The following is a 25258-nucleotide window of genomic DNA, read 5'->3' as shown; positions in this document are numbered from 1 at the left end:
TATTTTAAGCTCCTTTAAAAAGAGAATTTATCTTTTATATTCAACGGAGTGAAATGATTCCCTTTTTCGACATCAACTTATAACATGATTTTCATAAAATCCTGAATAAATTTTTCCTCATCTAATTGTAACGCTATACGCGCCCCTTCAGATTTAGAGTGTGGGCGAAAATCAGCAAAAGTTTGTCCCTTCGTTTCGCCACATATATCCACAGTCACTTTTCGGGATGTATAATTTAAAAATGTAGGATTCACTAAACCGCTTATAGCAAGTACATCGTGTAATAATGGCCCTTCAATATATGGATTGAGTTTTTGGTATGCTGATAAATAATAATCGTACAGGGGTTTCATAATCGGCTTAAATGGATTTTGTGTATTAACTAAAATATAAGTAAATACACTTGGGGTTAAAACCGTTTTATTTGTTACATTTAAAGGGAATAACGTTATATTTTTCGCTTGCTGAAATACAATTTGACTTGCTATAGGATCTCCGTACACGTTTGCCTCTGCTAATGGAGTAACATTCCCTGCTTCTAAAAAGACACTACCCATAAAATAAATTCCTTTTATATTTAACATCAAGTCGTTCCATAAATTAAAAGCAATCGCGAACGAGGTAGATCTTCCTACATCGACAATTGTTAAATCTTCTCCATACTTTACAAGAATCGCAGCAATACTACCAAAATTGTATATAGGAATAGATAACACACTTTCCGGTACATGGATGGGCCCTAATCCTTCTGGTCCATGAATTTCAGGGTAATACGTTGTAATTTCATTTGTAAGTGGGCCTGTTGCACCGCTAATTACAGGAATATCTTGTCTGTTTGCTAACTGTAAAATATATGCGGCATTATGAGCGGCATGTATATGTTCAACATTTCCATATCCAGTTACGATACCAACAATTTCAATTTCAGGATGCAGTAAGCCATACATAATTGCAAACGAATCATCAATACCTGGGTCTCCAAAAAATAAAACCTTCTCCAAGAAATGCACTCCTTTCATAGGTAAGATAATTATGTATATGTGGAAATAATTTAAATCTATACAGTTCTAAGCAAATATTAATGGTGAGTAATGTATTGATAAAAAAGAACTAGCATATGCTAGTTCTTTTGCAGATAAATAATCTACCAGTTTAATTAAATCTCGTACAAATATTGGACTAGCTGATTTTAATATAGATTTTTTTCACTATATTTATAGAATTGAAAGCCTGTTATTAATCCGAAATTTTGCATTTAAATTGCAAATACTCGCAGGGATGTCTTACCATACTTTTTCACTCTCAATTTGCTTATAATCATCTTTATTAAATGTTAAATGAGCAATCACAACTCCAAGTATAGTAATTCCCCCTCCAATTATCGAAACAAAGGTTGGCACCTCACCTAACCATATCCAAGCGATAATACATGCAGTTACTGGTGTTAAATATAGAGAACTTGTTGCCTCAGAAGCACTGGCATGGGATGTAATATATGCTAATGCAATATACGGCAGTACTGTCGGGAACACACCTAAATATATAACACTCAAAGTAATTTCTATAGGAGCTGTTACGATTTCTTCATAAATCCCTGGCAAAAAAATAAGCATAAATACAGTACCAGACCAAATTGTATATATTGTAAATGGCAAGAAACCGTACTTTTTTAAGTATGGCCTTTGAAAAACGAAAAATAGACTTTCTGAAATTGCCGCCAATAATATTAGTAATCCCCCACTATTCAATTGAATGGAATCTCCTTGACTTAACGATAAAAAAGCAATTCCTACAAAACTAATTACACCACCGATCCAACCATTTAATTTCATTCTTTCATTCAAAAAAACAGAAGCAAGAATTGCCGTTAATATAGGTGTTACTGATACAATTAAACTAGCAGGTCCAGCATTCACACTCTTTTCACCGTAGTTCAGTGCAATATGATAAATTGTAAATCCAAGAGCACCAAATATAAAAATGACTGGAATATCTTTCAAATCAGGTAAACGTAATTTGTATATAAGTGAAAACAGAAAAAGAATCAAAGAAGCGATTAATAATCGTAGCAAAGTAAGGTGTTCAGGGGTGTAAGCTTCAAGCCCCATCCGAATTCCTGGAAAAGCTGTTCCCCATATAAGAATCGTAAAAGCGTGAGCACATACAATACGAAAATCCCATTTTTTATTATGCATATTTTCTCTCCCTCTCCAATAAACCAGCCATTTTCTAATTACCAATTATTTCTTTTCATCATATTTAATAGTTGATACAATGTCTTCAACCAGTTAATCCTCGAAAAAACCAACCACTTTGCATTTTTAAAATGAATGAGGGAGTTTTTAATATGTCTACTGATAAAAAACTGCCTAAATATCGGCAGATAATAGACTATATGAAAGAAAAAATTGAATACGGAGAATGGCCGATTGGAAGTAAGGTTCCTAGCCAGCGGCAGTTAGCGAAATTATTTCATGTAAATCGTAGTACTGTAATAACTGCACTAGAAGAACTTATGGCAGATGGCTTAATTCAAGGGAAAATCGGGTCAGGAACAATTGTAACGAATAATACATGGGTCATTATTAGCCACCAATCCCCCGCCCGATTGGAGTGAATATGTAAAGGCTGGTATTCATAAACCAAGCAAGTTAATGGTACGAGAAATAAATGAAGCAGAAGCAAATAAAAAATTGATTCATCTTAGTAAAGGAGAACTTGCACCTCATCTTTTCCCGTTAGAAACTATGCAATTCATTATGCGTAACGTATGTGAGGAACTAGATTATTTCGAATATGAAGAACAAAAAGGATATCTCCCTTTACGTGAAGCAATAAGTAATTATGTAAAATCATTTGGAATAAATACATCACCAAGCTCTATCTTAATAGTCTCTGGTGCATTACAGGCATTACAATTAATATCAATCGGTCTTTTACATAGAGAGTCAACTGTTTTACTTGAACGACCTTCTTACTTATATTCTCTTCACGTATTTCAATCGGCTAATATTCACCTTTCTGGAATACAGATGGATCAACATGGAATTACCCCTAATGATTTGTTAAGAAGAATTAATTATAGTCAAAAGAAAAATATTTTATATTCGATTCCTTGTTTTCAAAATCCGACGGGTGTATTAATGTCCAAGGATCGACGAAAAGAAATACTAAGAATATGCGAAAAAGAACAATTGCCTATCATTGAAGATGATATTTACCGTGAGTTATGGATGGATGAACTACCGCCCCCTCCTTTAAAGTCGATGGATAAATATGGACATGTTTTATATATCGGTAGTCTATCTAAAACACTTAGCCCAGGACTTAGGATTGGTTGGATTATCGGACCAGAGCCTGTTATTGAGAGATTATCAGACATAAAAATGCAAACTGACTATGGGTCAAGTTCTTTATCTCAAAGAGTTGCTGCAGAATGGTTCAGTAGAGGTTTTTATGAGGAGCACGTAGCCAATGTAAGGATTCATCTAAAAGAACGAAGACAAATAATGATACAAGCATTAAATATGTACTGTGCTGACATTACTACATGGGATATTCCTAGTGGTGGATTTTTTATATGGCTAAAGGTTGTGCCTAACATTTCGATGAAAAAACTATTTTCAGAGGCTCAATCAAAGGGAGTTCTTTTTAACCCGGGACGTATTTATGAGGAAGAATCAGATCAGTTTATACGTTTATCTTATGGGTATTCTTCCCCTGAACAAATTACTCAAGGTATTATTATATTAAGTAATTTGATTCGTAAGTTAATGGCATAATAAAAAAATCCTCTTTTTATAAAGAGGATTTTTTGTGTGCCTTTTTTACCATAATCTCATTTCCTGTCCTAATAAAATAAGTTCTTTATAGGGATCACCGTCAATGTTTAATACTTGAGCAAAAGCCGGTTCTGTTTTTAACCCTTGTTCTTTTAATTCAATTACTTCTTCTCTAATGTGTGGGTGCTGCATTAATAGCATGTGCTCCACTATCATATGTTTATATGCATTTTGGTTACGTACTGGCCGCGGTTGAGCAAATAATTCAAATTCAAAACCTACAAATTGAAAATTCACCTTTATTGTTAAGATATTTTTAATGATTTTCTTTTTCATTTCAAATCCTTCGTATGAGCCATACAATGATCTAATTTCCTGTTCAAAAAAATCATAATTATGTACTTCCATTACAATGTCTAAGTCAGAATGAAGGGTATCAACTCTAATAGGGATTGTCCCGCAAAGTACAGGGCTATATAAAGCTAAATCCTCCATTATGTTTAGTTTATTAATAACTTCGTAAACTTTTTGTTGCTTATCATTCCCAGATTGTAAATATGTAATAGATGTAAACATAGAAGTCTCTCCTTCATTTAACGTAATACTCGTCTCACTAAATTTGAGAAAAAATTTAATCATTCCATTTTGTTCTAGGAGTACCTTTATTTCAATATATTAAGGCGAACTAACTATATTGTTCAACTTTTCTCCTATACTGCAATACTATAAAAATAAAAAAGGAGGAACTTTTATGAGCATTTTCAACATTCTTTTGACCATACACATATTATTTGGAACCATATGTTTAATTACTGGTATTGTAGCGATGGTTGCTCAAAAAAAGAAAGGAAAACATACGGAATGGGGCGAAATATATCATGCGTCCTATGTTGTCATAACCCTTACTGCAATTATATTGTCTATTTTAAACTGGGATAAAATCGCATATTTATTTTATGTAGCAATTATCTCCTATTCATTTGCGATTTACGGATATCTCGCAAGAAAAAAACGATGGAGAAATTGGTTGCAACACCATATTAGAGGTATGTTAGGCTCTTATATTGGTGCAGTTACCGCACTTTTAGTAAACATTGGTATGTATATCCCTATTTTAAATCTACTTCCACCAATATGGTTTTGGTTCTTACCTACTATAATCGGTATTCCTCTCGTAGCCAGTGTATCAAAAAAATATAAAAAAGAAAGGGAAAATTAATTACATTTTGATTACTTTCTGACAAAACTTATGAAAAATAATAATCAATATTGTATTATATCAAGTTTGGCGTATAGAACTAAAAAAGAATCCAATATGTTTATTGGATTCTTTTTTGTTTATTACTCCCTTAAGAATAATACTTTTTAATTATGACTTTTCAAATCTAATACTGAATGTAAACGATCCGGATAATTAGTAAACATCCCGTCGACGCCCCAAGAAAGTAACTTTTTCATATCTTTTTCATTATTTACTGTAAATGGATGAACTTCTAATCCATAATTCTTTATTTTTTTTACGTAGGCTGCATCAATATATTTATAATTCATACCAAGACCTATGCAGTATGTTTTATACTTTTCTATTTCTGAGTCTGTTAATTGAACTGCTTTTTTATATGATAATAATTGTACTAACGGTATATTATCATTTGAACTGTGAATCTTTCGCAGACTTTCTTCACTAAATGATTGAATAATAACTTTATCATTTATTTGGTAGTGATTAATAATTTCTAATAGTTTTTCCTCCATTCCAGGATATTCATCTGGTGATTTTGTTTCGATATAATAATTAGCATTATGTCCAAACGTTTCAATAATCTCTTCTAATATTGGAACTTTAGTATCTTCAAATTCTTTCTTTGCTAAATTTGGATACTTTTTATTGAAAAAAGAACCTGCATTCAGTTGTTTTATTTCATCTAATGTATGATCTTTTACAAAACCAGTACCGTTTGTTGTGCGGTTTAATGTTTCATCATGCATAGCTACTAAATGTTAAATATATCATATAAGAAATGTACCTATTTCTATAAAAATATCTCTATAAATCACTCTTTGCGCCCTAAAAGAATTAAAAATGATATAACGTTGTCGGAATGAAAAAAGTGGTATATAATAAATATTAACATTACTAGTAATTATTTTAGGTATTCCTAGAATAAAGGAGCGATACATATGAAAATTACTATTTATTTCGGAAGTCATGAGGATCAAGATGTTCGTACTATGGACTGTCATTTAGATGTAGAAGATACAGAAGAGATTGTTTCTGTATCATAATATAAATAGTTGGGATGAACCCTCTTCCCTACAGCGTTTAAGGCACCTTTTACAGGTGTCTTTTTTGTTGTTTTTTCATCAAAAACCCTTTACTTTAGAGCGTTTTAATAGTAAAATATAAATATACGAACAAACGTTCTTTTTATTTTAATTGTACATGAAGGGATGATTTTAACAATGACTCAAGCAAAGCGCAGAGGAAGAAAAAAGCAAACACCTATTATTTCAAATACAGGCTTTATCGGCTCTGTCTTTATTGATACATTGGAGTTACAAAAGAAATCCTATTATTTCGCTCGTAAAAAACTTCAAATTGTTCATCACGTACTAGATGGTCTATCTGGGGCAACGAGTGCATTATTTAAAGAACATAATATATCCGCATACATGTCATGTGTGTATTTACATAAACAAAAGAAAATCGGCTTTGTTCTTTCAACAAAACCTTTTGAACAAAGTGATGGTGTTTCTTATTTTATAAATTATTTGATCGAAAAGAATTTTTATGGTGACGAAGATATTGAATATCAAGAAGTATTTAATACAGGTTTTATTGGTGTAGTATTCGCGGATTTATCTAGTATAGATCGCTTTAATTTTGAGTTTGAAATGGGTATGTTAACGAAATTAATGAAAGATATGATCATTCCTGTTAAAGAACTCTTTTTACGCCACAATGTACCGGCTTACATCTCCACTTCTCATTTAGAGGAGCAAAATAAATTAGGTTTCGTTTTATCTGTAAAGCCATACGATGAACGTGCAGAAGCAGATTTATACTTCGAAACATATTTAAAAGAACGTGGATTATTTATTGGTGATGAAGAGGATGATATTGATAAGATTGTTATTAGAAAGACGGCTGAATTACGATAGTTTTCCAGTGCAACTCACATTAATAAATTGTTCAGTATTTAATTTAAACTTAATACCTTCCTATTGCCAATAGGAAGGTATTAATAATTTATTAGCCCTTATGCTTTTCATACATCTCTATTTTTTTATTTAGTAAATCTTTACCCCAGACTTGCATTGCTTCTAATACAGGTATAAACTTTTTCCCCTGCTCTGTTAAAGAATATTCTACCTTTGGTGGAACAACTTTATAAACTTCTCTGTGTACTAGCTCGTCCTCTTCAAGCTCTCTTAATTGTCTAGTTAAGATTCCTTTTGAGATACCAGGTAACATCCTCAATAATTCATTAAACCTAATAATTTCATTTTTGCTTAAATGCCACAAAATCACGATTTTCCATCTTCCTGCAATTGCATTTTGGGTAACTGTTAATGGACAAATTTCTTGCTGTGTTTCTTCAGAAACCGATTCATCTTGATAACTAAAACGTGCCATAATAAAATCTCCTTTTTCGCTAAGTACTATTTTTATGACTATGTTATTAAATTGTGCCTACTTACATAAATCCTTCTTAAGAAATAGTATATGTAATGTATACAAAAATCAAAAATAACGCTGTATTAACGGAGGAGATTGTATGAAAGTTTTAGTAACAGGTGCAAACGGAAATTTAGGTTCTGAAATTGTTGAGTATTTACTTACCAGATTATCAATTGAAGAAATAATTGTTGGTGTACGTAATGACAAGTCTGAAAAAGCACTTAGCTATAAGGAACAAGGCTTAGAAGTACGTGTAACGGATTTTGAAAATCAAGAAACTTTGTTTTCAGCATTCAAAGATGTTGATCGTTTATTCATCATGTCAACATTTGGTGACTTTGATACAGTTATACGTCAGCATACAAATGCAGTAGAAGCTGCCAAAGCAACAGGTGTAAAACAAATTATTTATCCAAGTGTTACAAGAGCAGAAAGAAATGACTTCTTCCTAGCGGGCATGCATAGAGCACGTGAAGTAGCAATTATTGAATCAGGTATTCCTTATGTGATTCTGCGTAACAACTGGTATGTAGAAAATGAACTTGGTACAATTCAAAGCTGTATGGCTGGTGCCCCTTGGGTGACTTCTGCAGGAGAAGGGAAAATCGGTTGGGTATATCGTCCGGATTTAGCTGAAGCAGCAGCGAATGTTTTGGTATCTGATCGTCACAAAAATCAGATTTATGAACTTTCTGGTGAAAATTTAAAACAACAGCAATTTGTTGATACATTAAGTGAAGTATTAGGAAAAGAAATTCCTTTATTAGAAGTAGATGACTCTTCTTATGAAGAAATGTTAAAAGGTGCTGGAGTACCTGAAGCCTACCTTCCAATGTTAGTAATGATTCAAAAAGGGATTCGTGAAGGAGGATTAGAATCAACACATACCCATTTGAATTTCTTATTAGAACGTCAGGCTACACCATTAAAGCAAGCATTAACACATTTATTAGTAAATACAAAATAGATAAATCAAATTCCACAGCCGAAATCAAATAATAAATTTTGTATTTAAAAAAGTGCCTTTACTTCGACCACCTATCACTTTAGTTAAAGAAGGATTTTTAAACAACATTATTATTTTTTAAAGGACTTTATTGCAAAATAAGCATCTTTTTTGTTACTTAACAAGTTCACTTAGCTACGCAAAACACTATAATCTTTTGAATGAATTTCTAAATTTAACTTATTTGAGTAAGCCTTATTCAAAATAAGAAATACTATCCCTCCTGTAATTGGAAGCGTGTAAGCAGGGATATAATTTAATACTAATCCTGATAATGCCAATGCTATTGGCTGCATCATTTTACCTATACTTAATCCAATACTGAGTACCCTCCCCCTATATTCATCAGGAATCTCTTTTTGCATGAAATAAATTAAAGGAATATCAATTAACGCTATTATTAGCCCTAAAAAGAACATAACGACACAATACGTAATAACGTATACAAAATCATTTACTTCAAAACTTTTGAATAGAACTGGAATTCCTGAAATAATCATAAAAACTGCCAACATTGAACTTAGCTTTTTCAAAAGATAAGAGTAAGAAAAACGATTAGTTATCTTTTTTACTAAAATTGCACCAATTATCATCCCTACTGGAAAAGTCCCTTGAATGATACCAAATTGCTTAGAACTAAGATTGAGAACTGTGTTAATAATGTATGGCAATGGAACAGTTACAGCAAACCCTAAGAAGAAATTAAGTGAAATTAAAATTCGAAACGTATTCTTTAAGCTTTCCTTTTCAATTAAGCATGAAAACCCCTCTTTTATATCTTTAATAAAATTAATTCTCCTTTTTGGGCATTCCTCATTTATATTGAACTCGAACAGTTTAAAATGAATAAATACTATGGATATACCCGAAAGAATAAATGAAATACCGTTTATAATTATAAAAATTTTAATATCAAAGACTGCAAAAACGATGCCACCTAACATAGGACCGAGAATTAAAGATACAGAATCGATAATTTTACTTATAGAGTTAATACTCATAAGCCGCTCTTTAGAGACGATATTTGGTTTTGCGGCTTCTAATCCTATTCCAAAAAATGTTGTAAATACCGTCATAAGAAAGGTAGTAGTATAAACGATGGATAAGTTTAATCCATAATAGCTGCTTAATATATAAACAGTTATTAATAAGCATCCACTTAGTAAATCCATACAAATAACCAGTTTCTTTTTATCAACCTTATCAGCAATTACACCGGCAAATGGATTCATAACAATCATTGGAATCGTTCCTAAAATGAGCGTAATCGCAAAATTTAAAGCAGATCCGGTTATTTGTAAAACATATAATCCTAATGCGAAACTATATATAGAGCTACCGAATATTGATACTGTTTTTGCAATTGAATATAAACAAATATTTCTTAGTTCTTGGTTTCTTTTTTTATTTTCTATATGTAATCGTAAACTTCCCATAACATTTCCCTCCCGCTGAACTTTGTATTACGTACAGTGTAAGTTCTCGGGTCAACCCAATATCAATATGCTAGTATTAAAAACTTTTAAAAGAAAAATTAAAAAAGATGGGGTTAACCCCATCTTTTTCCGAAAAATGAATATGTATAAATTTCTTCTCCTTGAACAAAGAAATCCTCGTATTTTCCTCCTCGTTTTATATATTCTGAAGTTCTTTCATCTATGGAATTAAACTGTAGCTTTTGGATTTCTCCCTTGACTTTTGAAGACGTAAAATTGTCTCTTAATCTAGTTGTAATTTGGCTATTTATGCTAAAATTTTTAAATACAATAAATGAACTTAATAAATAACAATCAGGTTTGAATAGATAGTTTAATTCGTGCAATAAAAAATTTTCATGCTCAAAACTGTAATTACTTGTACCAGACTGATCAATTACAATATCAACAGAATGATTCTGAATAGGTATACTTAAAAAATCAGCGCAAATAAAAAGAATGTTTCTTTTGGAATTTCTTTTTTCAATTACATCTTTTAAAAATAGAAGTTTATTCAAATCTCGATCAACAGCAATATATAAACAATCTTCTGGTAGTTCTTCATAAATATTTCGTAAAAAGAACCCAAGACCCGATCCTAAATCAAGTAACACCTTATTATTTAAATCTAGCTGCATTAGTTTCTTTTTCGCCCATTCTCCTCCTCTTTGTATATTCTCCAAAAAAGTAGTATCTGTTTCATTGATATAATCTGAAATATACTCTTCAAGTAAAGTCCTTTCATATGCTTCAAATGATTTTCCAGCTGTTAAAATCCCTGAGGTAATCTTGTATTCTTCACCACAATTGCAAATTAGATTTCCCTCAACAATTTGGTTCTTATTGATAATGCCATCTTCCAGAATTAAATTTCCGTTACACTTAAAACATTTAAATAAATTAAGTACTGTTAAATCTATCCCTAAAATTGAATTCGAAATTTTAGTTGCTGTAGATAAATTATTTAACGCTGTCTTTAATTTATCTTTTCTTTCCTCTAATGTTTTTATTTCTTGTTCAACCTTTTCATATTTCAATTTAAATAAAGATTGATAAGAAGTATCTGTTTCGTAATTCATAGATTTCGCTAAATTTTTATAAAGAAAAAGTTCTTTAATTTCATTCAAACTAAATCCTAGCCATTTGTACTCTAATATAAGCTCTACATCTTTTTGACAATATTCATCAAAAAAATAGTGACTTCCCTTTTTTTCAGGAATAACGAGTCCTAGGTCTATATAATGCCTAATCGTATCTACACTTACACTATTTACTTCTGCAAACTTACTGATTTTCATATTATCACTACCATTTATGTATTTGTTTATATATACTTCTTTTTTATTTTTTAAAATCCTTTTATCTCCCTATGCAAGATTATTTATAGTATGAATTAGGATTGCCAATTCTGCATCAGGTTCATAAATAATAACTCAATCTTTAAGATTACCTGTGCCACTAGTGTACGCCACACTTAAAACCTTATTAATATGCATGGGGGCACCAACGTTTTACAGATTTCGTACGTTTAGATGAACCACCCTCTTTTCTCTAACTTTTGCGCTAGAAGTCTTACTCTGCCTGCTAAAGAGAGCTACACAAGGCCTCCCAGCTCCCACTTTCATTGTCTAACCTACATATCGATCTCCTACCTTGTCAAAGAGTACTATACTTATAATTTCATTCCACATCCACATATTGACATTGATAATCATTCTCGATAAAATACCTAATGTAGAATATTCTAAATATATCAATTGGATTTATATAAGGACCTCAAAACAGAAAGGAGTTTCATTATGGTGACAAAAAATAAATTAACTGTACAAGGTTTTATGAATACTGGGCTTTATACAAGTATTTTACGCATATAAAAAAACAGCTATTTATTATTACTCATGACCCTGAACTGATTGCTCTTTCTTGTGATGAAACACTTGAAATTGCAAACGGTCGTATAAAAGAAATTAAAACATTTACACTATAAAGGACGTGAAAATATGGAACATTATACACACCCTGCTCAAAAGAAACATTGGATTCACTCGATTTTACAATTTGCAGCTTCCTTTAGACACTTAATGATTATTTCTACTTTCTTAGCTATTATTAGCGTTATTGGTGGACTCGTTCCTTATGTAGCCATCTATTATATTCTTAAACTATTAATAGACGGTACCCAAACTATAAGTAGCATTAGCTATTGGATTTTCATTGCTACCTGTGGCTATTTCGTACAAACAGTATTTCATGCACTCTCAAGTTATTACTCACATCAAGTTGCTTACAGTATTTTAGAGAATATTCGTTTGCAATTAGCTGAGCGTCTCATGCGTGCGCCACTTGGACACATTATCAATCAACCTGTTGGTAAGATGAAAAATGTCATCGTTGATCGTGTTGAAACATTAGAACTTCCACTTGCCCATATTATCCCTGAAGGGCTATCCAATATTTTATTACCAATTGGTGTTTTTATTTACTTGTTAACAATCGATTATCGAATGGCATTAGCTACACTCATTACCGTACCAATCGCGTTCATGATTTATATGATCATGATGCGCAACTTTAATTCACAATACAAAAATTACATGGAGGCTAGCAACCACGTTAACAGTGTGATTGTTGAGTATGTAGAAGGAATTGAAGTCATTAAAACATTTAATCAAACAAACAAATCTTATAAAAAATTCTATCATGCTATTACATCATTTAAGGATTACACATTGAATTGGTTCCGTAGCACATGGCCTTTAATGACTCTCGGGAATGCGCTCCTCCCCTCAACGCTTGTTGGAACACTTCCAGTCGGATTGCTTCTTTACCAAAATGGTACTATTGAACCAGCAGAACTTATTATCTCATTAACTTTATCGATGGGATTAATTCATCCGCTCATACAATTGACAACTTTCGTTAATGATTTTAAATCTATCGAATATGCAGTGAATGACACAAAGGACTACTTACATCTAGAAGCATTATCGGTTGCCCCTACTTACAATCTAGTACCAACTCACTTTCAAATAGAGATGAATCATGTTGCATTTGGTTACAACGAAGAACATACAGTTATCCGCGATCTATCGTTAATTATTCCTGAGCGTAACTATACCGCACTTGTAGGTCCGTCTGGTAGTGGTAAATCCACTATCGCTCGGCTCATAACACGCTTTTGGGATGTATCTGATGGAAGTATCAACATTGGTGGCATCAATATTAAAGATATTCATCCAAACGATTTCAGTAAGATGATTAGCTATGTTGCACAAGATAATTTCCTTTTCCGTACAAGTATATTAGAGAATATTCGCATGGGGAATCCCAATGCTTCAGACGATGAAGTTTTCCATGCAGCTCGCCTTGCTCGTTGCGATGAATTTATTAAATCATTACCAAATGGCTATCAAACGGACTCTGGTGAAGCTGGAAAAAAACTATCTGGCGGTGAAAAGAAGCGTCTTGCGATTGCTCGTGCTATTTTAAAGGATGCACCAATTATTATTTTAGATGAAGCAACAGCGTTCACAGATCCTGAAAATGAAGCTGAAATTCAAAAAGCATTTAATGAGTTAGCTTCAAATAAAACACTAATTGTTATTGCTCATCGATTATCAACGATTAAACACGCTGATCAAATTGTCGTCTTACAAAGTGGCAATGTTCATACTATGGGTACCCATGACCAGCTCTTACAAAGTAATAATTTGTATCAAAAACTATGGCGAGCACATATTGGTGCAAGTAAAAAAGACATTCAATCAGACTATGTAACTAAGGAGGGGCATTCCAATGTTTAAGATTATAAAACGAATTCTGAATTGGACCGGTCCTTATAAAAAGCGCGTATATCTTGGGTTCGTCTTCTCATTTTTCCAAGCTATTTGTATTGCTTTACCCATTGTCATCTCTGCTAAGGGACTGCAATATATGCTCGATGACTATCATGGTACAAAAGAATTAACCTCACAAACAATTTGGTTACTCCTTTTATTTATGGTGATAGCAATTTTAGGACGATTCCTCTTTTCTTATTTAAAAGCTGTTTATCAAGAGAGTGTCGGTTATGAACTCGCTGCATCACATCGCATTCAGCTTGGGAACACATTAAAAGGAGTTTCACTCGGCTTTTTCAATAAGTACCGTACAGGTGATATTAATGGTATTGTAACTACCGATTTATCATTTGTGGAAATGATGGCAATGAAAATGATTGATATTGTTGTAAACGGTTATATCATGACATTTACAATGATTTTATTCTTATTGTTCTACAATCCCATTATGGCACTTATTGCAATTGCTGGCGTTATACTATCTATGATCTTTTTACAATTACTACAAAAACATAGCCGGAAAAAGGCACCCGTACATCAACAAAGTCAACATGAACTCGTTAACAATACACTTGAATACTTACGTGGTATGTCGGTTGTAAAAAGTTTCAACCAAGAAGGTATAGCATCACGAAATATTAACAAGGCCTTTAAAAATAGTAAAAATGTTAACATTGAAATTCAAAAGTCATTCGGTATTTATAATGTCGGTCACCGTATGGGGCTGAAACTTGCATCAGTTTTACTTGTTCTCGTTGCTTCGTCACTTGTTTTATCCGGTGATATGGAGTTTTCTGACCTGATCTTAATCACACTATTTTCTTTCGTTATGTTTGATAGTATTGAACCAATTAGTGATGCCACACACGTTCTTGAAACAGTTGACAATATGCTAGATAAGCTGGATGCTATTGAACAAACAGAATTTGTCGATACAAAAGGTAAAGATATACATTTAAAACATTTTGATATCACGTTCGATCATGTTTCATTTAGCTATAGTGATCGCCCAATTATCCAAAATGTATCACTTCATATAAAAGAAGGAACAACAACTGCAATTGTCGGTCCGTCTGGTTCTGGTAAAACGACACTATGTAACTTAATCGCTCGTTTTTATGATGTAGATAAGGGGGCTATTACAATTAATGGTATGAATATTAATGAATTAAGTCTTCATACATTAATGTCATCGATTAGCATGGTATTCCAAAATGTTTATTTATTCAATGATTCTATTTATAACAATATACATTTTGGTAATCCTAAGGCGACGAAAGACCAAGTCATTGAGGCGGCAAAAAAAGCGCAATGTCACGACTTTATCATGTCACTTAAAGATGGGTATAGTTCGGTGCTAACAGATGGTGGATCTTCTCTATCTGGAGGTGAGAAACAACGTATTTCCATCGCCCGTGCTATCTTAAAAAACGCACCAATTATTATTTTAGATGAAGCAACCGCAAGCCTTGATCCTGAAAATGAATCGCTCATTCAATGTGCACTTGATGAGCTGACAAAACGAAAAACCACACTCATTATTGCCCATCGACTTGCAACAATTCAAAACGCCCATCAAATCGTTGTACTTGAAAACGGAAAAATTGTTCAAAAAGGAACACACGAAGAACTAATCCAACGTGAAGGTACATATCGTCGTTTCATTCGTATTCGTCATGAAGCAGAAAACTGGGTTTTAAAATAATTTCTCCTATTTGAAAGAAAAACGAGTATAAACCTAGATTCGGTTATACTTGTTTTTTTTCCTATTAAGCATGCCCTATTGCTTGTAACACAGCTTCATGAATTAATTCTGATAACGCAATAAAATCTCTCATGGCTTGTTTTGGAGAAACATCGATTTCTAAGCTTGATGGAGGTGTGTCGGGACCCCATTTTTGATTTAATTAAATAAAAATAAAAAACCCGCGAATTATTCACGGGTTTTCCTCTTAATAACTAATTGCTATTGTTCCTTCACCTGCATGAACAGCAAATGAAATCGGCAATGGATACAGTTTGAAATCCATTTCAGGAAATGATTGTTTAATATCTGAAATCCATTCTTCAGCTCCATCTTTATCGTTAGCATAGAACATATGAAGTACTTTTGGTAATTCTTTTTCAAGCTCATTTTTAATGTATTCTCTACATTTTTGGATTTTACGCACTTTCTTTTCAAGTAAAAGTTCCCCGCCTTTTACTTCTAAGATTAAGTTGACACTTAATAAACTTCCAAGTAAAAATTGAACTCCCTTTACTCGACCACTTGCATATAAACCTTTTAAGCTTTTTGGAAATACATAAAAAGGCCTTCTTTTTTCATCTACTAATGTTTTATGTATATCTTGTAAAGTCATACCATCATTGTATAACGTTTTAGCTTTTCTCAAAAGTTCATCCATTGGATAACTTGTCGTTTCACTATCTAATACAGTTAAAGGGAAACCTGCCATATCAGCAGCTAACTTCATATTTTGATAGGTCCCACTTACTTTTCCGCTAATAGCAACTGCAAAGCCTTCTTCATATTCTTCTTTGCATTTAGTAAATAATTCTACCATTTCCCCTATGTTAGGTTGCGAAGTAGTAACTGTTCTTCCATCATTTAACGCTTCATAAAGACGTTTATGAACTCCTTCTTCACAATCCTTATAAGACACTCCATCAATAATAACTTCAATTGGGATAACAAAGTTATCACCATCTGTTGTAAAACTCGCAGTTGTACTATCAGTAAACCAAGCAACACGCTTCATGTTGTTCCTCCCTTATTCTGTTCCTCTTTTCTGACTTTTCTATATATTTATCTTACGAAAAGAGAATATCCCCTGTAATAGTAACAGGACTTTATTATTTTGGCTATAGTAGATGTAATAATAAATGTGAATGTTTTTTGTCTATTTATCAAAAAAAAGAAAACCACAAAATTTACCGGCCTTCTTTTAACATTACTTAAATGTTTCGTTATCTAAAATTACAACATAATCATTCGTCAATCGGCCAGCTTCTTTCGTATAATTAACAAGCCTTTGTATGTTATCACAGCTAAGTTTTGCTCCCCATACGAGTAATGGTACGCCGATAAAGTCGATGTGGAACCTTCTAGAAAACAGACCACCGAAAGTCATTGGTAAAGGAACTGTTGGTGATGTATTAGAAAAGATAATCTTTTCATGGCTATGATAATGTTTTTGCAGAATCTCTCCTAAATGCTTCATCGCAGGTACAACGACTTTGGATGCCCCGCACCCAATTGTATATACAGGATTTTCATATTCATCTTGTCCATGAAAAATAATCTTTCCCATATCCTCTGTTTTCAATTTATTAAAGTAATCTACATTTAATATTTCTTCTTTCGTTAACTTACGATCTGTTGGTAATTTATTTAAATGATAAGCTGCAGCGAGTGCAGTTGAATGCGTTCCACCGAAATCTGTGTAAATGAATATCATATTATCATCCCTTGTTGTAAAAGTTCAATATTATTTAGTATTACCATTCACAGCGTTGTTAAACAAGGGACGAATGTATTTACGCTTTTTGTGTTAATTCATTATATTTTTTCCAAATATAATAGCGTCTACTAATTACGGTACCTAATGTAATACATAAAAAGGCATTCGTTACAACCATTAATGTGTGGTGAGTACTGCCAGGAAACATACTTTGCTTAATCACGATTTTTGCACCTAAAATAACAAGGAGAATAATTGTACTTAACCAATTTCCTTTTCGTAATACATGACCTGTTTCACTATCTAATCGAAATGTTAAAGCTTTTCCCCTAATAACTCCAAGACCCAATCCAATTCCAAGCATTGCAACGAAGAGAAGTCCTTGCAATATATTTAATTGTCCCATATGAATAATGGACTGGATTGTTACAAAGCACAGCAAAGCCGGAATGAGCCAAATACGATTAATATTCACTTTGTATTCCTTACCTTGAATTAATACAATTATAAGAATAACAAGTAGAATAACAAATAGAATATCCATTTAGAGTCCTCCTATATACTTGTTTACCTTTGAAAATTATATTCGTCTCTGTTCATATCATACTTGAAATACGATAGCTACTTTAATTTGTATAATATGGAATGTGATCTCCCATCAGCCTTAAGCATAATTCATAAAAGTAAAAAGACGTACTTTTTACTCATACGTCTCCTACTACTTGGTCTTCATATATAGCTACTAGTTCAATTGCGGGATTTTCATATTTTTCTTTCGCTCTAAGTACATTGTCATAATATGCTGTATCTAAAAAAGATAACGCACGGCAACGTACCTAGCCTATTTCGTCTTCTTTTTTATATGCACTAATTTTTATATCCATGTAATTAAAAAGCTACTTCTATTTCTACCATTAGTTTTTCAGGTCCTGCCCCTTTATGATAGCAGTAAATAATTTGCATCCTGAGGCAATTCCAAATCTTGTTTGTAGTGTATTGTTTATACATTCACTTCGGTTAGCATATCCAAATGAATTTTCATAAATAATATCATCATCTTTTTTTATTAAGACTACCCCAGAAAAATCTATATTCTGATGTATTTCTTTTACAATTTTCTCTATTTGATCTTTTGTTTTTATCATAATAACCACCCTTGTTTATTGGTATTGTTCTTTCCCCTTATTATTTTTCCATATATAGGGTAAAGAAACCTCCTATTCACCCACCCTTTAGTTTCAAATAAAAATCAAGGTAACTATTTCGATTTTATTGATTCAGCGGAATATATCTTAGACTGCGATGGTAATAAGGTAAACACGCACAATATGATAGTAATAAGTAGCATTACCAGTACTCCTACAATGACCACAAGTTGCATAGAAGTGAATTGAGTTGCAACGCCGAACAGAATCGTTATAAAAATTGTTAAAACAGCTATAATGAGCCCATATATACTCCCGATTCGTCCCATCATATGAACCGGAACGTTATTTTGATAAAATGTGTAAAATCCTGTATTTACATATGCCATAGAGAAAGATAGAATAAAGAATCCGATAGCAGCTATTAAAAACTCACTTGAAAAAGCATAAATCAAATATCCGATTGCAATGAATAATGATCCTATCCCAATTAGAAATGAAGGTGCTAATTTTTTTGATAAAATTGTATTTGTTATGGCTCCTAAAATAAAACCCGCTCCAGCGATACTAACTAGGAAGCCATACTCACTATCTGTTAACAATAAAACTTCTTTCGCAAACGATAGTTCAAGTGAATCTATAGCGGTAGCTAAAACCATCATTCCTTGGAATAGGAAATAAACACATACTATATACACAGATTTTTTGCTGAAATTTAAAACTATGTTCCAATCTTTCTTTAATACAGTTAGTGATAATTTATCATTGGATGTATTAGAATCGTCTTTTTTATCAAGATTAGGTAAAAGTAATGTAATGAACCCTGATAGCAAAAATGCTATAGCATTCATATATATAGCAAACTCTGGTGTACCAGTAATTAATAATATCCCTGCTACTGCTGGACCGATTAAAAATGCACCAGATCCTATTAAACTACGTAGTGAGTTGAAACGTTGTCTTTGCTCTACTGGAATTAATTTCGTCATATATGTCATAGCAGTTGGTTCATAAATCGCACTGGCCATGCTTATAAAAAATACTAAGAGATAGATAATCCAAAGGGATGGAACCAAGGGTAAAATAGCGATAAATACTACTCGATATATATCGAGGTGAATCATTAACTTTCGTTTATTTAAACGATCTATCATACTTCCTGACCAAGCGTTTGTAAATAAAGTGGCTAATCGTTTTATCACATATAAAGTAGCGACAGCTAAGGCTGAGCCACCCATATTATAGACAAGTACATTCAGTGCGATTAAATAAATCCATGCACCTAAATTCGCAATACCAACTCCGGACAATAGTAATAAAGGATATTTCCAATCTTTAAGTAATTTTTTCACTTTAGGCACCCGCTTTCTAAATTGTTTTAAAACAATAAAAAAATCCCACCCCCAAGACTTAAAGTCTTAGGGACGAGATTTATCATCGCGGTGCCACCCTAGTTTGTTAATATGTCGCCATATTAACCTTATCAGGTACTGCACTATTTTCATGCTTATACCTTAGCTCTATAACGGGAGCTCCCGTCACACCATCCACTTTTAAAAGGTTCCGATGTGCTGCTCAGAGGCTTGGTTCAATAAAGAATTTTTGCTCCTTTTCAGCTAAATGGAGCTCTCTGTGAAAAATTCATTTTATCTACTCTTCTCTTCACTGCATTTGGTTTTTCCATATTATCACATATCTATTTGACTGTAAATAATAAATAATCAGATAGTTTAAGTTATGCCAATGTTAATAGTCTTATTTATTATTTTTTTAAAAAATTACGGTGCGTGAAATTAGTTGAATCTCTAAAAAAAAGAGCCAATTATATATAGGCCCTTCAAAATTTCCAAATTAATTCGTATTTGCCTCTACTAACGGTTGTAGCGGTGGTTCTAATTCTAGTTCTAAAGTGTCACCCTCTTGTAAATCTTGTCCTTTTTCAATGCTTTGACTCGTTACATACCCTGTACCTGTTGTTTTTAAATCTAATTTCAACAACTTAGAGAAATACATAACATCACGCATTGACCAACCTTTTAGGTTAGGCATTTTCACATTACTTCCTACTAGAAATATGCGATCTCCTTCACTCATTACCTCGCCAGTCTGTGGATATTGTTTTATTATCTTTCCTTCTCCTAATAATACCGGTTGAAGTTTCTCTTTTTCTGCAATATTTTTTACAGTATCCATTGTTTGATTTACATAATTTTGTACTTTTATTTCAGATTGCTTTGTTGCATCTGCCATTTTCTTTTCTGTATATGGTTTCACTTTTAAATATTCTAGACTATTTTTCATAACTGGTTTAAAAATTTCAGCAAGAGGCTGAGCACCGTATTCATTCCCCTTTAATTTAGGTTGCTTAATGGCTAAATATACGACTAATTGCGGATCATCAATTGGAGCCATTCCTAAGAATGAAAAAATATAATTATCTTTCCCTTCCATATATCGTCCATTTTCAGGATTCGGAATTTGCGCTGTCCCTGTTTTACCACCAATCGGATAACCATCAATTTTATACATCGTTCCCGTTCCCTTAGATGATGTTATAACACGCTCCATTAAGTTCCTTACCTTATCTGCGGTTTCTTTTTTAATCGGATTCCCTATTTCTTTAGGTTGATTTTCCATAATAACTTGTTTATTTGTTGGATTTACAACCTTATCAACAATATAAGGTTGCATCATTTTCCCGTCATTTGCTATAGCTGTGGCCGCTTGTACGATTTGAATAGGAGTTACAGTTGAGCCTTGGCCGAAAGAAGTAGTAACTTGTTGAATTTGAGTATTTAGCAATAATGTATTTTTACTTTCTCCAGGCAAATCTATACCTGTTTTTTGATTGAAACCAAATTTATTCATATATTGCTTGAATTTATTTGGTTTCAGTAACTGGTCTTCTAAAATAGAAAAAGCAACGTTCGATGACCGTTCAAACCCTTCATCAAATGTAATTGAGCCCCATCCATAGCCGCCATTATGATCTTTAATCTCTGCTGAACCAACTGCGTATTTTCCTGATTGGAAATATTCTTTCCCGTTATATACACCTTCATTAATTGCAGCAGCTAATGTAAAAACTTTCATTGTAGACCCTGGTTCGAATGCATTCGCAATTGGATCGTTTAAAAAATATTCAATGTCTCCCTTGTTAGGATTATAACTAGGCTTACTAGACATTGCTAAAATCTTACCTGTTTTTGGATCTGCAATAATTCCTACTAACATAGAAGGGTCATAGTGTTGCTCAGCTTTATTCATCGCGTCTTCTAAAAAACTATTAATTTGTTTATCAAGCGTAAGGTATACGTTATTTCCATTTTTAGCAGGTTCTACTTTTCCTATATCATTTGTAAGTGGGATTCCTTTTCTTGAACCTACATATGAAACATTACCATTTGTAGAGCGCAAATATTTATCCAAACTTTCTTCAAGCCCAAACTTCCCCACCGCATTACCTTTATCGTCTGGTCTTGCAAAACCAAGTATATACGAGGCGAAATCTTCATTTGGGTATACTCTGGCTTTTTCTGTTGTGAAAGATACACCTGGTATTTTCAAATTATTAATCTCTTCCTTCGCTTCTCTAGATAAGTTACGTCCAATTTTACCAATTTCAACTTGCGTACGTCCTTCGTGAAAATTTTTCATGATCTCCTCTTTATCAACTTCAAGCGCATCTGCTAAACGTTGTGCGGTATCTTCTTTATCTTTTAATTTATCTTTTCCTTTTAGGTTTACAACGATGCGATATGTCGTTGAGTCTTGGACTAATACTTTACCGTTTTGATCATAAATTGTCCCGCGATTTGCCTCTAAAACTCCATTTTTGTTTTGTTGTTCCTTCGCAAGATCCTTTACATTAACATTATGCACGACTCCTACTGCTTGAATATAAAATATACGTAAAAGCATAGTAAGAAACAAAACAATAAAAGCAATCATCATATATCGAGCGCCTTTATTCGTTTGAAGTTTATGCATACTAATCTCCTTTCCTTTACAATGCATTAATGCGAAGATGCGCTACTAAATATGTTCTTTAATATAGTAGATACTATATTTTTCGAAGTTTTTTTACTAATTCCTCTATAACAATAAGAAAACCAGTTCTGTTGCTATTTATTTTTTATTAATTTTGTATTTTTTAATATAAAATACGGTAAGTGAAATTTAAGAATATTCAAAAAAGAACCTACTTTTTGTAGGTTCTTAAGATTAAGCTATATGGTTATATTTCGCTAAAAATGGCAACCGTTTTGCTACTAGTGCATACATTTTGAAAATAAAACTTGCTAACGGTTCAAATATACGTGCGCTTTGCATCACTAATCCACTTGTAATAAATGTTAAGAACGCAGCACCCAGTATATCTAGAGGATAATGAACGCCTACGTACATGCGTGATACACCGACTAATATTGCCCATATTAACGCGATATATTTAAGTTTTTCTCCTCTTAGAATAAATACGAAAGCAATCGAAAATACGAGTACAGAATGATCACTTACAAATGATGAATCTGCTGCATGCGGTACTAATTGATTTATATGATGTGTTATAAAAGGACGCGGATGGTAATATACCGCATGTATAAGAACATTTACTAATAATGCAATACTAACTGAAAGTGTCGTATATAACACTGTATATTGTTTTCTAATTGCATTCTCTTTCTTTCCATTATTGAACCATAGGATAAGCATAAATAGAATAGCTACATATGCAGCACTATTTGTAATAGCGATCATTAGCGTATCTAATAGCTTGGATGATCCAGCAAAGTTATTAATCCATTGAAATACTGTGTAATTCATATTACTCTCTCCTTATTTTTTCTCATTGTACTTTAAATAAAGATACAAGCGTTCTTGATTTACACAGTATACAACATCAATATGAAAATGGGTTTAAACTTTTCTCATCAAATTCTCATTTTGCTACTATTCATTTGACAATGGTGTAACTATTTACACGAGCTAAATATGTATAAAGGTTGTAAACCATTTTAAATAGTATGGTGAACACTCTATGCATGGATATAATACATAACATATTCATTTAAATATATTAGTTACGAAATCATATTCTTATTCCATACGAAGGGCAATATTACCGAATTGTTCTCCTTGCTGCATTCGATTTAAAGCTTGGATTGCTTCTTCTAATGGATATACTTTATCAATAATTGGTTTAATATTATGTTTCTCTATAAAATGAACCATCTCATTAAATTCTTCACGGCTTCCCATTGATGTTCCCATAATATCAATTTGATTATAAAATAATGCTCGTAACGGTAATTCGATTTTATCTCCTGAACTTGCACCAAAGTTAACGATTCGTCCATTTGGTTTTAATATATCAAAATATTTTAAGAAAGTCGCCGGACCTATACTATCTATAATTAAATCCACTTTTTCTCCATGTAGGCACTCGTCCCAATTACCAGAACTATTAAAAGAAAAGTCTGCTCCATATTTTTCAGCAGCCTTTCTTTTGTCCTCTATCCTTGAAGTAACACTCACCTTTACTCCAATTGCTTTAGCAAATAACATAGCATAAGTAGCTACACCACCGCCGATTCCCGGAATTAGGACATGTTCTTCAGGTTTTAATCTACCTTTTGTAAAAAGCGCTCTATATGCAGTTAATGCCGATAAAGATAAAACGCCAGATTCTTCCCACGTAAGATATGATGGCTTTTCCACTACATTTTCTGCTGGTACAATAACATATTCAGCAAATGTTCCATCTGCTGGTCCGCCTAGTACTTCAGGTAACTCTGGTATTTCATGAGTATTATTCCATCCAATACTAGGGTTAATAATAACCTCGGTATGTAGTGAAATATTTGAAACTCCTTCTCCTAGTTCTATAACAATACCTGCACCATCTGACCCTAAAACTAATGGTAGTTCCATTTCTTTTCTATTATTCATTATAAATAAATCACGATGATTTAAACCTGCTGCTTTTAATTTCACTTTAACCTCTCCAATGTTAGGAGTTATCTCAGGTGATAATTTATATTCTAAACCTTCTAATCCTTTTTTATGTTGATGTACAATAGCTTTCATTAATTATTCCCCCTTAATCCTTTCAATTTACTTTAAATGTCGAAATAAATAAAATAATTTGATTGTAACAACTGGAAAATAATAAAAATCATTATGATGAAAAAACAAAATCCTCCCCACACTTTTTTTGTAGGAAGGACTTTAATTGATACTACTTATACTTTGTTAATACTCTTTTTGGCCAATGTTAATATATTTTGAATAAACGGTGCTTTTGCATTTGTATATGAAACACGATCAAAAGGATATGTAGCAGCAAGCATCTCTTTTAATACTCTATATTCTTCACGTGCCCACTCATGATTTATTAGAAAGTCTCGAAATAAAAGGTTGTTCCTCCATTCCTCGCTATTATAAATATAAACATGTAAATGGTGGGTACCAGCTCTCCATTTACCTTTTCTAAAAAAACGCCAATTAGGTGTTTTTTTAGGAACATATTCATAGCCAATTTCTTCTAGGGCTTCCCTCCAATTTTCGGTAATTTGTAAATTTGTTACGCCGATCATCATATCAATAAGAGGTTTAGCCCCTAACCCTTCTACAGCTGTGCTTCCGATATGTTCAATAGCAATAATTTCTTCATGGAGTAACGGCACAAGTTTATTTTTTTCATTTAAAAACTCTGTATGCCAATATTGTTGGTACAGTTTAATTATGATTTTTCCATCCATTTGCTTTCCTCCTTATAACTATATATTATTATATTTATAAAATTTAAGTTTATAAATATAGGAATTTCACAAAATATGTCGAATACTGTAATGGACAACTTAATTAT

Annotated in this window: 19 protein-coding genes, 4 pseudogenes and 1 other annotated feature; of the genes and pseudogenes, 6 read left to right on the top strand and 17 right to left on the bottom strand. The window is 32.5% G+C overall.

Features of this window, described 5'->3' with window-relative positions; translation table 11 throughout:
- Positions 1 to 77 precede the first annotated feature (77 nt).
- Positions 78 to 1001 (bottom strand): nucleoside hydrolase, encoded by a 924-nt coding sequence (locus B5P40_RS21430; RefSeq protein WP_113709826.1) that lies wholly within the window; start codon positions 999 to 1001, stop codon positions 78 to 80.
- A 282-nt stretch (positions 1002 to 1283) separates the two neighbouring features.
- Positions 1284 to 2195: a DMT family transporter gene (locus B5P40_RS21425; protein WP_113709825.1), complete on the bottom strand. Its 912-nt coding sequence runs from the start codon at positions 2193 to 2195 to the stop codon at positions 1284 to 1286.
- A gap of 152 nt (positions 2196 to 2347) precedes the next feature.
- Here B5P40_RS21425 and pdxR point away from each other — a divergent pair.
- Positions 2348 to 3782: pseudogene (gene pdxR / locus B5P40_RS21420) on the top strand (MocR-like pyridoxine biosynthesis transcription factor PdxR).
- A gap of 45 nt (positions 3783 to 3827) precedes the next feature.
- Here the strand turns inward: pdxR and B5P40_RS21415 are convergent.
- Positions 3828 to 4358 carry a DUF4269 domain-containing protein gene (locus tag B5P40_RS21415; protein ID WP_113709824.1) on the bottom strand — a complete coding sequence of 177 codons (531 nt, stop codon included), beginning with the start codon at positions 4356 to 4358 and terminating at the stop codon, positions 3828 to 3830.
- A 175-nt stretch (positions 4359 to 4533) separates the two neighbouring features.
- On the opposite strand from B5P40_RS21415, the gene B5P40_RS21410 reads away from it, so the two are divergent.
- Positions 4534 to 5001 (top strand): DUF2306 domain-containing protein, encoded by a 468-nt coding sequence (locus B5P40_RS21410; RefSeq protein WP_002189751.1) that lies wholly within the window; start codon positions 4534 to 4536, stop codon positions 4999 to 5001.
- Positions 5002 to 5147: 146 nt separating this feature from the next.
- Here the strand turns inward: B5P40_RS21410 and B5P40_RS21405 are convergent.
- Positions 5148 to 5783, bottom strand: a pseudogene (locus B5P40_RS21405) (glycerophosphodiester phosphodiesterase); the annotation flags it as partial.
- Positions 5784 to 6245: 462 nt separating this feature from the next.
- Here B5P40_RS21405 and B5P40_RS21400 point away from each other — a divergent pair.
- Entirely contained in the window at positions 6246 to 6944 is a 699-nt protein-coding gene (locus tag B5P40_RS21400) for a hypothetical protein (RefSeq protein ID WP_078176610.1), read from the top strand.
- A 91-nt stretch (positions 6945 to 7035) separates the two neighbouring features.
- On the opposite strand, the gene B5P40_RS21395 is transcribed toward B5P40_RS21400, so the two are convergent.
- Entirely contained in the window at positions 7036 to 7419 is a 384-nt protein-coding gene (locus B5P40_RS21395) for a winged helix-turn-helix transcriptional regulator (protein ID WP_078176611.1), read from the bottom strand.
- A 142-nt stretch (positions 7420 to 7561) separates the two neighbouring features.
- Between B5P40_RS21395 and B5P40_RS21390 the strand changes: the two genes are divergently transcribed.
- A complete protein-coding gene (locus tag B5P40_RS21390) occupies positions 7562 to 8431 on the top strand; it encodes an SDR family oxidoreductase (RefSeq protein ID WP_078176612.1) in 870 nt (289 codons plus the stop codon).
- Between the two features lie 170 nt (positions 8432 to 8601).
- On the opposite strand, the gene B5P40_RS21385 is transcribed toward B5P40_RS21390, so the two are convergent.
- Both B5P40_RS21385 and B5P40_RS21375 read right to left on the bottom strand, forming a co-directional pair.
- Positions 8602 to 9906: an MFS transporter gene (locus tag B5P40_RS21385; protein ID WP_078176613.1), complete on the bottom strand. Its 1305-nt coding sequence runs from the start codon at positions 9904 to 9906 to the stop codon at positions 8602 to 8604.
- Positions 9907 to 10019: 113 nt separating this feature from the next.
- A complete protein-coding gene (locus tag B5P40_RS21375; protein WP_113709823.1) occupies positions 10020 to 11243 on the bottom strand; it encodes a MerR family transcriptional regulator in 1224 nt (407 codons plus the stop codon).
- A gap of 702 nt (positions 11244 to 11945) precedes the next feature.
- On the opposite strand from B5P40_RS21375, the gene B5P40_RS21370 reads away from it, so the two are divergent.
- Together B5P40_RS21370 and B5P40_RS21365 are read left to right on the top strand one after the other, a co-directional pair.
- Positions 11946 to 13748, top strand: a complete 1803-nt coding sequence (locus tag B5P40_RS21370) for an ABC transporter ATP-binding protein (protein WP_113709822.1) — start codon at positions 11946 to 11948, stop codon at positions 13746 to 13748.
- Complete coding sequence (locus tag B5P40_RS21365) at positions 13741 to 15489, top strand: ABC transporter ATP-binding protein (RefSeq protein WP_113709821.1); 1749 nt, start codon at positions 13741 to 13743, stop codon at positions 15487 to 15489. The genes B5P40_RS21370 and B5P40_RS21365 overlap by 8 nt, the downstream gene beginning before the upstream one ends.
- Before the next feature lie 247 nt (positions 15490 to 15736).
- Here the strand turns inward: B5P40_RS21365 and B5P40_RS21360 are convergent, their stop codons facing one another.
- The 10 genes and pseudogenes from B5P40_RS21360 to B5P40_RS21315 form a co-directional block, all read right to left on the bottom strand.
- Positions 15737 to 16543 carry a DegV family protein gene (locus B5P40_RS21360; protein ID WP_078176616.1) on the bottom strand — a complete coding sequence of 269 codons (807 nt, stop codon included), beginning with the start codon at positions 16541 to 16543 and terminating at the stop codon, positions 15737 to 15739.
- A gap of 192 nt (positions 16544 to 16735) precedes the next feature.
- Positions 16736 to 17242 (bottom strand): DUF3189 family protein, encoded by a 507-nt coding sequence (locus tag B5P40_RS21355; RefSeq protein WP_002141972.1) that lies wholly within the window; start codon positions 17240 to 17242, stop codon positions 16736 to 16738.
- A gap of 79 nt (positions 17243 to 17321) precedes the next feature.
- Positions 17322 to 17789, bottom strand: coding sequence for a CcdC protein domain-containing protein (locus tag B5P40_RS21350; protein WP_002032414.1), 468 nt, complete (start codon positions 17787 to 17789; stop codon positions 17322 to 17324).
- 169 nt (positions 17790 to 17958) lie between these two features.
- Positions 17959 to 18129 (bottom strand): annotated as a pseudogene (locus tag B5P40_RS21345) (GNAT family N-acetyltransferase); the annotation flags it as partial.
- Positions 18130 to 18186: 57 nt separating this feature from the next.
- Positions 18187 to 18390 (bottom strand): annotated as a pseudogene (locus B5P40_RS21340) (penicillin-binding protein); the annotation flags it as partial.
- Between the two features lie 113 nt (positions 18391 to 18503).
- The gene (locus B5P40_RS21335; RefSeq protein ID WP_113709820.1) at positions 18504 to 19742 is read right to left on the bottom strand and encodes an MFS transporter; all 1239 of its coding nucleotides are present in this window, start codon (positions 19740 to 19742) and stop codon (positions 18504 to 18506) included.
- 65 nt (positions 19743 to 19807) lie between these two features.
- Positions 19808 to 20065 (bottom strand) — a binding site (T-box leader).
- 176 nt (positions 20066 to 20241) lie between these two features.
- A complete protein-coding gene (locus tag B5P40_RS21330) occupies positions 20242 to 22380 on the bottom strand; it encodes a penicillin-binding protein (RefSeq protein WP_078176618.1) in 2139 nt (712 codons plus the stop codon).
- 234 nt (positions 22381 to 22614) lie between these two features.
- Entirely contained in the window at positions 22615 to 23214 is a 600-nt protein-coding gene (locus B5P40_RS21325; RefSeq protein WP_078176619.1) for an undecaprenyl-diphosphatase, read from the bottom strand.
- Between the two features lie 273 nt (positions 23215 to 23487).
- A complete protein-coding gene (locus B5P40_RS21320) occupies positions 23488 to 24477 on the bottom strand; it encodes a zinc-binding dehydrogenase (protein ID WP_113709819.1) in 990 nt (329 codons plus the stop codon).
- Between the two features lie 155 nt (positions 24478 to 24632).
- The gene (locus tag B5P40_RS21315) at positions 24633 to 25151 is read right to left on the bottom strand and encodes a GrpB family protein (RefSeq protein ID WP_113709818.1); all 519 of its coding nucleotides are present in this window, start codon (positions 25149 to 25151) and stop codon (positions 24633 to 24635) included.
- Positions 25152 to 25258: the final 107 nt, after the last annotated feature.

Source organism: Bacillus sp. SRB_8, assembly GCF_003264205.1.
Lineage (GTDB): Bacteria > Bacillota > Bacilli > Bacillales > Bacillaceae_G > Bacillus_A > Bacillus_A mycoides.
Note: the sequence above shows the minus strand (reverse complement) of the source record. Positions and strands in the feature narration are given on the sequence as shown.